Annotated in this window: 9 protein-coding genes; 5 read left to right on the plus strand and 4 right to left on the minus strand. The window is 44.4% G+C overall.

Features of this window, described 5'->3' with window-relative positions:
• Positions 1-74: 74 nt before the first annotated feature.
• Positions 75-1,805 carry an FAD-dependent oxidoreductase gene (locus U735_RS0119065; protein WP_031445337.1) on the minus strand — a complete coding sequence of 577 codons (1,731 nt, stop codon included), beginning with the start codon at positions 1,803-1,805 and terminating at the stop codon, positions 75-77.
• A gap of 148 nt (positions 1,806-1,953) precedes the next feature.
• A complete protein-coding gene (locus U735_RS0119070; RefSeq protein WP_051892248.1) occupies positions 1,954-3,351 on the minus strand; it encodes a sulfatase family protein in 1,398 nt (465 codons plus the stop codon).
• A 570-nt stretch (positions 3,352-3,921) separates the two neighbouring features.
• On the opposite strand from U735_RS0119070, the gene U735_RS0119075 reads away from it, so the two are divergent.
• The 3 genes from U735_RS0119075 (at position 3,922) to U735_RS0119090 (ending at position 5,692) form a co-directional block, all read left to right on the plus strand.
• Positions 3,922-4,287 (plus strand): DUF2200 domain-containing protein, encoded by a 366-nt coding sequence (locus U735_RS0119075; protein ID WP_031445339.1) that lies wholly within the window; start codon positions 3,922-3,924, stop codon positions 4,285-4,287.
• 277 nt (positions 4,288-4,564) lie between these two features.
• Entirely contained in the window at positions 4,565-5,047 is a 483-nt protein-coding gene (locus U735_RS0119085; RefSeq protein ID WP_031445341.1) for a YybH family protein, read from the plus strand.
• Between the two features lie 42 nt (positions 5,048-5,089).
• Positions 5,090-5,692, plus strand: a complete 603-nt coding sequence (locus tag U735_RS0119090) for a dihydrofolate reductase family protein (RefSeq protein WP_031445342.1) — start codon at positions 5,090-5,092, stop codon at positions 5,690-5,692.
• A 670-nt stretch (positions 5,693-6,362) separates the two neighbouring features.
• Here U735_RS0119090 and U735_RS0119095 read toward each other — a convergent pair.
• Together U735_RS0119095 and U735_RS25380 are read right to left on the minus strand one after the other, a co-directional pair.
• Entirely contained in the window at positions 6,363-7,505 is a 1,143-nt protein-coding gene (locus tag U735_RS0119095; protein ID WP_031443686.1) for an IS91 family transposase, read from the minus strand.
• 2 nt (positions 7,506-7,507) lie between these two features.
• Complete coding sequence (locus U735_RS25380; protein WP_316933024.1) at positions 7,508-8,110, minus strand: tyrosine-type recombinase/integrase; 603 nt, start codon at positions 8,108-8,110, stop codon at positions 7,508-7,510.
• A gap of 584 nt (positions 8,111-8,694) precedes the next feature.
• On the opposite strand from U735_RS25380, the gene U735_RS0119105 reads away from it, so the two are divergent.
• Both U735_RS0119105 and U735_RS0119115 read left to right on the plus strand, forming a co-directional pair.
• On the plus strand, positions 8,695-11,997 hold the full coding sequence (locus U735_RS0119105; protein ID WP_031445343.1) for an amidohydrolase family protein: 3,303 nt from the start codon (positions 8,695-8,697) through the stop codon (positions 11,995-11,997).
• Between the two features lie 527 nt (positions 11,998-12,524).
• Positions 12,525-13,001 carry a (2Fe-2S)-binding protein gene (locus U735_RS0119115; RefSeq protein WP_031445345.1) on the plus strand — a complete coding sequence of 159 codons (477 nt, stop codon included), beginning with the start codon at positions 12,525-12,527 and terminating at the stop codon, positions 12,999-13,001.
• Position 13,002: the final 1 nt, after the last annotated feature.

Raw genomic sequence — 13,002 nt, forward strand, 5'->3', positions numbered from 1 at the left:
GTTAGATAATAATCCCATAAATACTTCATTACCATAAACGACTATTGTAAATAGACAAAACACAATTAATCCCATTACATTTTCTCATAAGGCCAATGGGTATCCACTCCTTGTTTGCGAATGAGGCTTTGGAATTTCCGAACCTCTGCGGCATCCTTGTAAACCTCTTGTGGGCTGCTGCCCGTTTTCATTAAAAAGGGCACAAACATCCCTATGGCCTCCCCTATGCTCCATTCCACAGGGTGCAGTCGGTAGCAGCCGTTGGTAAGGTGGGTGGTGCCAATATTTTTATTGACGGGAAATATATTTTCCATCCTTTGCGGTATTAGGGCTCCCAAGGGTATCTGAAATGGAAGGGAAGCAAAGTCGATATAATTATCCCCTCCACTACTTGGGTGCAGATCAATATGATAATATCCTATCCCCACACTATCCCCAAAATCTTTGGCACGGGCTTCGGATTCCGTTACTCCCTGTATACTTGCTCTTTGGGCTTTCCCCACATGATGTTCGGTGATCCTAAACAAAGGCTTTATTCTTCTAGCTTCCCTGATATAGGGATATTTTGCCAGTCCGTCTGTAGTTCCCATTACGTCCGGCCTCAATCTAATTCCCGGCCAACCTTTGCCACCATCGGCCCTGGGGGCTTCGGTTTGTAGCCAATACAAGAGGGACAAACTTAATTGTTTGGCCCTGTCAATATGATATTTTAGTTCTTCATCACTCACATCCACCACATTGCCCAGAAAATAATCGTTCTGGGGGTAATTCACCAAGGTGATATCCCCTGTAAGAAAACCTTCTTTAAAATTATCCTTGGCCAATATTCTGCGATAGTTCCATAGGTTCAGTACCTCCCCCAAGCTATTGCCCTTAGGATCGAACCCTAAATTCTTTGGCTGAAGGGTGCGCGGGTTGGAATAGTTGAGCTCTAACAGTTTCCCTGCCCATGGTTTTTTCATTTCGGGCCTATAGTCGCGCCAAAACCCGTACTCCTCAGGTTTGTCTATGGTCCAATCCTCATTGGGTCTATAATCCATTGCAAAACAGACCGTAAAGGCCTGATTATTGGTTGGGTCGGCTATTTCCGCCGCGTGAAGCTCCCCGGTATCGGATTTGGCTTCCGCCCCGCACACATACTCGGTTCCTGTCATGGGCAATAAATCGCCCAATTCCGTAGCGTCCGCAAAGTAAGTACCCTTTAAATTCCTAATCTCTCCAGATCGAAGGTTTTTAACCCTAACCGATTGTACCCTATTCCCCTTGGTAGAGGCGTCCAAGGCCACCGTTTCCTTTAAAAGGACCAGTTTACCGGCACTGATGTAGGGATCGATCATGGTTTCCAACACCCGTAACGAAATTTTGGGCTCATGGCTAATTTCGGAAACCGATGCATTACCGGGATTGAACCGGTCGTTTTCTGCAAGCTCTGGTTTTATAGGATAGTTATTGCGATAATATCCCCTGACTTTTTTTCTGAATTCCCTATATAATGCTGTGGCACCAAAGTCGTTGATCCATTTATGCTCATCCGGTGGTACGCCCTGTTGTGTTAATTGTCCCCCTATCCAATCGGTTTCCTCGGTCATGATAACGGTAAGGCCATTGCGAAGTGCCCCCAAAGCGGTGGCACAGCCACCGGTTCCCCCACCAATTATTACAAGATCTGCCTCTAATGTCCTCCCTTCTACAATTATATTGTCGACCTTTTTAGAATTTGTTTTCCCATGGGATGCATAAATTGGGTTTAACACCACCAACCCACTGCCTGCAGCCAAATTGCCCAAAAAATTTCTTCTTTTCATAGGTATTAAATTGTGATAATAGCTGTACTGCTTTATATTGAGCAGTTAACAATATTAACAAGAAAGAAAAAATGGTTTCCCAATGTTCCTTTTAATCTAAACTGACTCAAACTATTTTGAGACTAGCTAAAAACGAATATAAAATTGGCTACTGCTTCATTTCTGAACGAACCGATTTAATCCAAGAAGTGTGCAACTGTAATAGTTCATTCAACTTTTCTGGATCGGACTTGGCCAAATTGTTCTTTTCACCAATGTCATTATCCAGGTTCACTAAATACAATTTATCTAAATCTATTTTCTCCCCTTTACCAATGGGCTCCCTTACATTACCTATAAGTTTCCAAGGACCCTTACGTATTGCCCATTGGGCCATTTTGTCATCATAATTATCCAATTGCCAGTGCACCACCTCATGTACGGACTCCTTTTTGTTATCCAGAATAATGGGCATAAGACTTTTCCCATCCAAATCTGCCGCCACTTTGGAATTGGTCAATTCTGCAAGGGTAGGAAACCAATCCATCTCCATACTAAGCTGATCCCTAACTTCATTTGCGGGGATTACTCCTGGATAGCGAATAATGGCCGGTACACGGATTCCACCTTCGAACAGACTAAATTTACTTCCCCTATAGGGTCCTGCATTACCCCCTCCCCAAAAGGCTCTTTCCTCCAAGGAATGTCCATGATCGGATTGAAAAACAACTATGGTATTATCCGCTATACCCATCTCATCCAGATAATCCAGAACTTGGCCAATTTTCTCATCGGTATTGGACACAAAGGCGGCATATTCTTTTCTAGGTGTTGAAAGATCTTTGTAATGGTCCAACCACTTTGTAGTTCCTTGGTAGGGATAATGGGGCGCATTGAACGCCCAATAAATAAAAAACGGCTTGTCCTGCCTGTGGTTGATGACCTGCTTGACTTCTTCCACCATTAGATCTGAAAAATGTTGACCATCATAATATACCTCCTCTGAATTTCTATATAAATCGTGCTTATTGGGGCCAGCCCAATAAAAAGTGTGGGAATAATTATCGATACACCCCCGCTGATGCCCGAAGAAATAATCGAACCCCTGTCCGTTGGGCAAGTTTTGCTCCCTGTGCCCAAGATGCCATTTACCAATTAAGGCGGTATAGTAGCCACTGGGTTTGAGCATCTCCGCCATGGTAATTTGTTCTGTTGGTAGACCGTATTCTCCGCTCCTTTCCGCGTGTTCCGGAATAGGGACATTGCCTTCCAGACCGGCCCGCAAATTGGTCTTACCTGTCATTAGGGCCGCACGAGATGGGGAACAGACCGGCGCTCCTGCATAGAATTGGGTAAACCTTACCCCCTCTTTGGCCAACCTATCCATATTTGGGGTATGAAGGTCGGTAGCCCCATAACTATTTAAATCTATGGACCCCTGGTCATCGGTCATAATAACAATTACGTTGGGTCTGCTTTTTACGGAGGTTTGAGAAAAAACTGCCTGGCAAACAATTAAAAAAAGCAATGTCAACTTAATGCCTTTAGGTTTTTTAAATACGCTCATTTGGTTGATTTAATTATTTTAAAATTTAGCTGTCGCATAAAGATTGTAAAAAATAAATAAACTCTAACAATGAAATGTGGATTTGTTGTGGTGTTTGTCTCCGGCTTAAATATTTAAGGAATTGCATTTACCAAAATACGAGAGGCTTTTAAAGAAGACTATGCGCTTTGGTTTTTACTTTTCAAGTGATTCTCAATCCGAAATTTATCTTTTTATAGTAAAGTGACCTTTGCGTTGACCCTGGGTGAGCCCAACCCAATAATCGGAAGAAGGTAAATTTGCTCTGTTGTATGTTCCTTACCGAGAAGATCTGGCATTAATTTTTTCCACACAAACCCAATATTTTATATCTTAGAAATCAGGAAGTTGGTAACAAATTTTGGTTGCAGTACTTCCAGCCACTCTAACCCAAAGAGATTAGAGGCCAAAAACGTAACAGACATTTAACGCTGGAACCCTTGGAGATTAGGGATGAAAATCTCTTTTACAGTAGCAACATAAAACTTTGTGCATCAACAAGCATTCTTACTTTGGACAGCCATATGGAACTACAACTATAAGATAAACGCTATGACAACAACACCGGAACACGACGAACGAATCGCCACTCTGACTTTTGCCTCGGTATATCCCCATTATATCACAAAAGTGGAACGCAAGGGAAGAACTAAGGAAGAATTACACCGGGTAATAACATGGTTAACAGGCTTTGATGACAAAAAACTGCAAGACCTGATCAACGCTAAAGCGAACTTTAAGGATTTCTTTGCGAAGGCAAAATTGAACCCCAACGCCCCTCTAATAACAGGAGTAATCTGTGGCTATAGGATAGAAGAAATTGAAACTCCCTTGACAAAACAAGTAAGGTACTTGGACAAGTTGGTAGACGAATTGGCAAAAGGTCGAAAGATGGAGAAGATCTTGCGTCAAGGTTAAAAATCAATACCCATTGCCCGCACAAAAAGTAACACTGTCACCACTAAAAGCTAAGTAAACTACCTCGGGGCAAGCCCACGAGACATTGAAAGGAAATTCAATTTTGATTTCGACGCCTGCCTGAATGGAACGGGCAGGCCCGCCTGAACAAATAGGGCAGGCAAGCGTCGGAGCATTTAAATCTCGATTATCGAGTAAATTATACAACCCTAAACCCATAAGGCATCGGATGGAAACTATATAAACTTTGAACGACATCATATAGAACCTTAAAAAAATGAAACCCATAGCCTATATAATTCTAATAGTTTTGAGCATACAGGTAACAAATTCCCAAGAAGTTACTATAGCCGACAGTTTGGAAATCGTGAATAAAATAAATGACTGGAACAAAGCATGGAAAACCAAGGACGTGGCATTGGCCTGCAAATGGTATTCGGAAAATGCCGACTTTACCAACGCATTTGGGTTTAATAGAATTGGAAAATCTGATATTCAAACCTATCTGGGAGAAGTGTTCGGGTTCGACTTTGTAATGGAGGGCAATACGGAACAGACCTCCTTAAAACTCAGAAGGATATCGGACAAAGCAATTTTGGCCATTACCGCAGTTGAAAGAACAGGACAAAAAACAGTGGGTAATAAAAGTTTGGGAACTAGGAATACCACCCATTATCGCTTATTTGAAAAAACCGACCAATGGAAAATTACGGCTCATTTAATCTCTGATGCCCGGAGTACCGAATCTGAAAAACATTAGAAAAAGTTTTTATATCCTATTTTAAATTAAAAGTTAGCCTATATGAGAAAAATAATTTCGTTTATGCACATTTCACTTGACGGTTTTGTAGCCGGACTAGGCGGAGAAATGGATTGGATTAAAGTTGATGAAGAAATATTTGACCATGTCGGTAAGCGCATAAGTCAAGGCGACACTGCAATGTATGGGCGATTAACTTATCAGATGATGGAAAATTACTGGCCTACCGCAGCGGATAAGCCAACGGCGACCAAGCACGACATTGAACATTCAAAGTGGTATGGCAAAGTTCACAAAGTAGTTTTATCAAAAACAATGAAAGACTCGGTCCTTCCTAGCGCACAGGCAGCTTTTGCCAACACTAGTATTATTAACGAAAACCTTATGGACCATATCAATGAAATAAAACAATCCCGCCAAGGCGAGAGTAAGGAAATCTTGCTTTTTGGCAGCCCCACTGCAACACATTCCCTTATGAAACTAAACCTAATTGACGGCTACTGGCTATTTGTCAATCCAATTATTCTTGGGCGGGGCATTCCATTGTTTGCCGACATCAAAGACAAAACAAAACTAAAACTATTGACAACCAAACAATTTAGTTGCGGGGTAACCGAACTGAATTATGTAGTGGACAATACATAGCAACCAACCGAAACTAACAAAGGGAAATTACGGTTACAATAAAATCATGAATGCAATAAATATTTTAAATGCAACAAATAAGTGTTATAAATTCTATTGAAGTGCCGGTGGGCTTTGAAGAAAAAGCAATAAAAGTGAGAGATTTACATTGAATATTTTAAGACTAAACCGGGCTTTGTAAGTTCAACCTTTTACAGAACGATCAACAAGGAGAATAAATTCAATTTTATCAACATAGTGGTGTGGGATTCGTACGAATCGTTTCAAGCGGTGGTAAATAGTGGATTTGCAAATGAAGAGGGGCTTAACGCAGACCATATGAAAGTGTTGGGCAAGGGCTTCCCTCCCCCTATAAAGGTATCACCCGGACAATTTGAAATTATACGGAACGACTAAAAAAATCTGACAATAACTAAGACTTCGTGTGGTCGGTACGGCCAAACATGAAGACCGTGTTGACTGAACCGGGTCCTGTTTTCCCTTACTATGGGGATTGCTAAGGTTTGAGGGAGTCTTTTACATATACCTTGTTGTCGGAGCTGGCCCCTTAATTTGGTGGTCACCTCTTTCGTAGCCCGTTCCGGTGCCCTTTTTGATTTCCTTGGCCCATTTTACTCTCCGGAACGGCCTTTTCCATCCCGCTATTTTAATTTTGGCCACGGGTATCCCGTTACGCTGTTTCGGGCGTTCTTCTTGGGGCGCTATTTTTCAGTCGATCGGACCATGCTTTGGGCGGGCCACGGCTGTCGAATACCGCTACGGTCACCATAATCCCGATCTGGCAGTAAGGACATCGGCAATGTTTCAAGGGAGGCCGTCCATTGGGCACGGGACCGCCCAGGACCTGTTGCAGCAAAGGAAGCAGTGCCTTCTTCCTGGAACTGCTCAGGATCCCATAATGGCGTATACGCACGAACCCCTTGGGCAGGATGTGCAGAGCGAACCTGCGGACGAATTCGGCATCGGTTAATCGCAGTAAGGATATCCTTCCCCCATGCCGGTAATCCTTGACGGTAAAAGTGACGTTATTATTATCTAGGCTCTTTATACGGTGGTCACTGATGGCAATCTTGTGGGTATAGCGGCCAAGATATTCTACTACTTGTGCCGGACCTAAAAATGGACGTTTGCAATAAATTACCCAATTGTGCTTGAACAGGTTTTCGTAGAAGGCCGTGGGTTGTGGTGGAAATTCCTTGCGAAGGGATGCTACAAAACGAGCTCTAAAAACCTTGCTCATTGCCTTTACAGGAAACAAATACTTTCCTTTGTTCCTAGCGGATTTCCATTTGCCCGACCTTGTGGTCCCTCCTCCGGGAACAATGCAATGCAGATGCGGGTGAAGGGACAGATTTTGGCCCCAGGTGTGCAGGATGGCGACCATTCCCGGGTCGGCCCCCAAAAACTTGGGATTGGATGAAAAGCCTTTGATTACCTGCCAGGCCGTCCCGAACAAAAGGCCATAGATCGTTTTGGGGCTATAAAGGCATACCCTGTTAAGCTGCGAAGGAAGGGTAAAGACCATATGGAAATACGGCACGTTCAGCAGTTCGGCCTCCCTTGCCCTTATCCATTGTTCCCTTTTATGCCCCTGGCACTTGGGGCAATGACGGTTCCGGCAACTGTTGTAGCTAAGGTGCAGCTTATGGCAGCCAGGGTTGTCGCAACGGTCTATATGCCCGCCCAATACTGCGGTGCGGCATTTGCGCAGGGCGTGCAGGGTCCTTGACTGCCAGCTATTGGCACAAAGGCCGGCGAGCTGTTCCCTGTTGCGTTCCAATACCTGGGCCACTTCGTAAGTGGCGCGTGACACCGTTACAGATTATAAAGCCGCTCCAACGGGCTGAACGGCCTTTGTCTGCCCAGTTGTGCCACATGCAGGTAGGCAAGCGTGGTCTGGATATCGGCGTGCCCCAACAGGTCCTTTACGCTGATGATGTCCAGACCCATTTCCAAAAGATGGGTCGCATAGCTATGCCGCAGGCTATGGGTGGTGACCTCTTTTTGGATACCGCTGTGTTTGCGTGCCTCGCGAACGATCCATCGCACTCCCGTGGTGGACAGTGCAACGGGATTGCCTTCCCTGTCATTGCCGTTAAAGCACCAGGTGACGGGCCTTTCCGCCCTGATGTACTTCCTTAGGCCCCGGACCTGCATCGCGCACAATGGGACATAGCGGTCCTTCCTCCCCTTGCCCTGGCGTACGTGCAGCATCTTTCTCTCAAGGTCCAGGTCCTTCAGCTGGAGGTTGCAGAGTTCAAAGCTGCGAAGGCCACAGCCATAGAGCATGGCCAGTACCAAACGGTGTTTGAGAAGTTTTGGGGCCTTTAGAAGCTGCCTTACCTCGTTATGGCCTAATACTACCGGTAGCTTCTTGGGCCGTTCTATAGAAGGCAATATGACCCGCATCTCCTTCATTCCCGAGATACGGTAGGCATATCTCAGACCATAGACGGTATGCTTGAAGAAACTCTCCGATGGCGTCTTGTGCTGGGATTTCAGAACGTGCAGGTAATCCAGGACCTGCTCCTGGTCAAGGTCCAGCGGACTGCATTTGAAATGGAGTGCAATGTGTGCCAGGCATCTGGCGTAATTGGTAAGTGTACTTTGGCTTTTGCCGGAAAGCTCGATAGATCGTCTTAACTTATGGTACAGTTCATTAAATCCAGGAACGGAATTACAGGCCCTATCAATAAGGGTACTACTTTTTTTTCATAACTTTAAACTTTATGATTAAACCTATCCTAAAGGTAGTGAACAGCAGGCTAATAACTGCTTGAAGCTACCTTTAGGTTTAGTTCAACAACGTGTTCCACGCTAAGCGAAATCTCCTGATTTCGAACCCAGTTGTGCGAAGTCTCCTGATTTCGAACTCCAATCCACCCATGCACTTCTTAAACCGTAAGGCTTCATTTCCATAGGGCCATTTAATCCAAAGTACTATCTTTAAAGTTTTATTTTAAGCCTAAGCGCAGAACATTATTTTACAAGAAGTACCTCCTATGAAAAACAGCACCCTATTAGCCCTTCTATTACTTATTTGCCACACCTCCTTTTCACAGGAAAAAGAAGAACCCAAAAAAGACAAATGGGATGTAAACACCCCTGCCCTGCCCTTTAAAAATGTATCCATTACTACCAATGAGGGCTCTTGGATAAGTCTGGACGTAAGTCCGGACGGGAGTCAGATCGTTTTTGATATGCTTGGCGATATTTATACCATGCCCATCAGCGGAGGCACTGCCACTTTAATCAGGGGCGGCCATGCCTTTGAAGTACAGCCAAGGTACAGCCCAGACGGCAAACACATCAGCTTTACCAGTGATGCCGGTGGGGGCGATAATATTTGGGTGATGAACACAGACGGTTCCGATGCCGAACAGATAACCAAAGAAGACTTTAGATTGGTAAACAATGCGGTCTGGTCCGTGGATGGGAACTATATTTTTTGCAGAAAACATTTTACCTCGGGACGTTCTCTAGGTGCCGGTGAAATATGGATGTACCATAAAAGCGGAGGAAAGGGCATTCAGCTTACCAAAAAGAAAAACGATCAACAGGATGTTGGGGAGCCTTGGGCTTCGCCAGATGGCAAATATGTATATTATAGCGAAGACGTTTATCCAGGTGGGGAATTTCAGTACAACAAAGACCCCAATAGCCAGATATATGTCATAAACCGTTATAATCTGGAAGATGGGGAAATAGAAAGGGTTACCGGTGGACCTGGAGGTGCCATACGCCCTGTAATTTCACATAAGGGAGATGTAATGGCCTTTGTAAAAAGAGTAAGGGAAAAAACAGTACTCTACCTGCACGACCTTAAAACCGGGAGGGAATGGCCTATTTACGATCAACTCAGCAAAGACCAACAAGAAGCATGGGCCATTTTTGGACCATATACAGGATTCAATTTTACCCCAGATGATAGCTCCATCGTTATCTGGGCCCAAGGAAAAATCAAAAAAATTGACATCAATTCTTTGGACGCTGCCGATATTCCCTTTGAGGCCACGGCAGAACACAAGATTGTGAATGCCCTAAAATTTAAAAACGATGCCGCACCGGATACCTTTACCCCAAAGGCTATCCGAAATGCCGTAACCTCCCCCGATGGGAAAACACTTATATTCAACGCGGCAGGTTACCTGTGGAAAAAATCACTTCCCAATGGTACCCCTGCCCGACTCACCACCGGAACGGATCTGGAATATGAACCCGCATTTTCAAAAGACGGCAAATACCTGGTGTATGTAACTTGGAACGATGAGCATATGGGAGCCATCCATAGGTTGGATCTAACAAATAGCAAAAGCAGCCCTGTAAAATTGACTACTGAAAAAGCCATTTATAGGGAGCCTAACTTTTCCCCCATAAACAATGACCAAATTGTATACCGCGAAGAAGATGGCAATCAGCATCAGGGCTATGTACATACAAAAGAGCATGGAATCTATCTTATTGAAGTAAGTGAATCCAGAAGATCTGGCATTAGCTCCACTAAAAAATTAGTGGTAAAAGAGGGCGAATTTCCGTCTTTCAATAAAGATGCTACTAGGATCTATTACCAAACTGGGGGGTATCTTTTTGGAAAACTGACCAAAACCCTAAAATCGGTCAACCTAGACGGCAAGGAGCCCCGAGAACTGGTAAAATCAAAATATGCCCAACGCCTTATCCCCAGTCTGGACGACAATTGGGTGGCTTTTACCAATTTGTACAAAGTATATATTGCAGCAATGCCCAAGACAGGGAATACCATTGAATTGGATGGGAAGGCCACCAATGTTCCAGTTGCGCAGGTAGCACGCGATGCAGGTATTAGCCTACATTGGTCTTCCAAAAGCGAAAAACTAAATTGGACCTTGGGCGATACCTATTTTAATACCGCCATCAATCAACGATTTAGCTTTTTGGAAGGTGCTCCTGATAGTATTCCGGCAATGGACACTCTAGGCCTTAAAATCGACCTAAGCCTAACATCGGACAAACCCAAGGGTAGAATTGCCCTAAAAGGTGCTAGGCTCATTACCATGAACAATGATAAAGTTATAGAGAACGGTACCATCATTATCCAAGGCAATAAAATTACTGACCTGGGTTCCAGCGATGTGGTCAACATCCCCGCCGATGCCAAAATTTTGGATGTTAGCGGTAAAACCATAATGCCAGGAATAGTGGATGCGCATGCACATCTTAGTCATTTTAGATTTGGCCTGAGTGCCCAAAAACACTGGCCCTATTATGCCAATTTGGCCTATGGGGTAACCACGGCCCACGACCCTTCTGCCAATACCGAAATGGTATTCTCCCAATCGGAAATGGTAAAGGCCGGCACCATGGTGGGGCCAAGAATATTCTCTACCGGGGTAATTCTATATGGAGCAGATGGCGACTTTAAGGCAACGGTAAACAATTTGGAGGATGCAAGATCGGCCATTCTTAGAACCAAAGCTTTTGGCGCTTTTTCGGTAAAAAGCTACAATCAGCCCAGACGGGACCAAAGACAGCAGATTATTAAGGCGGCCTATGAGAAGCAGATAGAAGTAGTGCCGGAAGGCGGGTCAACCTTCTTTCACAATATGTCAATGATTTTGGACGGACACACAGGTATAGAACACAATATACCGGTAGCACCCATTTATGATGATGTACTGCAATTATGGTCGGCCAGCGAAACGGCCTACACCCCCACCCTGATCGTTAATTACGGCGGATTGAACGGGGAGTACTTTTGGTACCAGACTACCAATGTATGGGAAAATGAGAAGCTTTTAAAGTACACCCCAAGAAGCGTTATAGATGCACGCTCCAGACATCGTACCATGGCACCAATAAAAGAATATGAAAACGGTCACATTCTGGTTGCACAAGCTACCAAAAAATTGGCCGATGCCGGAGTAAAAATAAACCTCGGCGCCCATGGCCAATTGCAAGGTCTTGGCGCACATTGGGAACTTTGGATGTTGGCCCAAGGGGGAATGAGCAATATGGAAGCTTTGAAAGCAGCCACTATTAATGGGGCCTCCTATCTGGGAATGGAGGAGCAACTGGGTTCCTTGGAAGAAGGAAAGTTGGCCGACCTTATCGTTTTGGACAAAAATCCTTTGGAGGATATTCAGAATTCCAACTCGGTTAAATACACCATGATCAACGGACGCTTATACGATACTGAGACCATGAACGAGGTAGGAAACTATAACAAGCCTAGAAGCCCTTTCTATTGGGAGATGAGCGACTACGCCCCTGCTTTTGATTGGCATGGGGAAACACATACTGGATGTTCTTGTGAGGTAGGAAACTGATATTGTAGGTATAGGATGGGCTATGCATTGGGTTCGTGTCGGCACGAGCCGAGCTGAGCCAGCAGTGGTTATGGCCAGAAAGCAACCCATTATAATAAATAAAGGCTTGTGGGCCCCACCCCTTCCGGCTTCTCCGATGTCGAAGCCACCTTCCCCTAACCAGGGGAAGGAACAGTTTTTACTTTTCTATCTGTTAATTGAACTAGCAGTTTAATATTAAGTAGGACCCTTCGCTAACAGTGGATGAGACAGAAGGGATTGCAAGCCAAAGATTAATACAAATGCCAATTGTCCCAAAAAATAACTCCGTTGAAGTGACCAATTCGGTCATTTCGAACGAGCGACAGTGAGGAGAAATCACACATATAGCTCAACCAAAACATGATATAATCTCCATACTTATCAACAAACCCATACCTCGACAGCACAGCCATAACTTTAAAAAATCCACTATTTCCGAAAATTTTCAATCCCCAAATAGGCTACATCCTTCTTTTTCAGTAATTTAATAGAAAACATTTTGTGACATGGCTACCTTTCAACTAGATATTAATAATTCTAAACATAAAGTAGAAGTTAACGAAGGTACTTCCCTACTCTGGGTCTTGCGGGAACATTTAGGCCTTACTGGCACTAAATACAGTTGTGGCATAGGTCAATGTGGGGCCTGTATGGTGCATATCGACAATCAGCCTGTCCGGGCCTGTCTTCTTCAAGTGGACAATTATGCGGACGGACAAAAAATTAAGACCATAGAAGGTTTGTCCCAAAATGGGGATCATCCACTACAAAAGGCATGGATCGAAGCCCAGGCACCACAATGCGGCTATTGCCAGTCTGGACAGATCATGCAAGCCGTAGGCCTTTTGGAAACCAATCCCAATCCCACGAGGGAGGAAATAAAAGCCCATATGAACGGTATCCTTTGCCGTTGCGGTACCTACCTACGCATAATTAAGGCTATTGAACTCGCCGCGAAAACTCCAACATCCATTGAAAAATAAA

Origin of the sequence: Arenibacter algicola, assembly GCF_000733925.1 — a bacterium.
In the GTDB taxonomy this organism is placed as follows: Bacteria; Bacteroidota; Bacteroidia; order Flavobacteriales; family Flavobacteriaceae; genus Arenibacter; species Arenibacter algicola.

What these genes read in the sequence shown, in the direction of transcription:
- U735_RS0119065 (WP_031445337.1), bottom strand. Translation starts at nt 1,805, where the DNA reads ATGAAAAGAAGAAATTTTTTGGGCAATTTGGCTGCAGGCAGTGGGTTG.
- U735_RS0119085 (WP_031445341.1), top strand. Translation starts at nt 4,565, where the DNA reads ATGAAACCCATAGCCTATATAATTCTAATAGTTTTGAGCATACAGGTA.
- U735_RS0119105 (WP_031445343.1), top strand. Translation starts at nt 8,695, where the DNA reads ATGAAAAACAGCACCCTATTAGCCCTTCTATTACTTATTTGCCACACC.
- U735_RS0119070 (WP_051892248.1), bottom strand. Translation starts at nt 3,351, where the DNA reads ATGAGCGTATTTAAAAAACCTAAAGGCATTAAGTTGACATTGCTTTTT.
- U735_RS25380 (WP_316933024.1), bottom strand. Translation starts at nt 8,110, where the DNA reads ATGAAGGAGATGCGGGTCATATTGCCTTCTATAGAACGGCCCAAGAAG.
- U735_RS0119090 (WP_031445342.1), top strand. Translation starts at nt 5,090, where the DNA reads ATGAGAAAAATAATTTCGTTTATGCACATTTCACTTGACGGTTTTGTA.
- U735_RS0119075 (WP_031445339.1), top strand. Translation starts at nt 3,922, where the DNA reads ATGACAACAACACCGGAACACGACGAACGAATCGCCACTCTGACTTTT.
- U735_RS0119115 (WP_031445345.1), top strand. Translation starts at nt 12,525, where the DNA reads ATGGCTACCTTTCAACTAGATATTAATAATTCTAAACATAAAGTAGAA.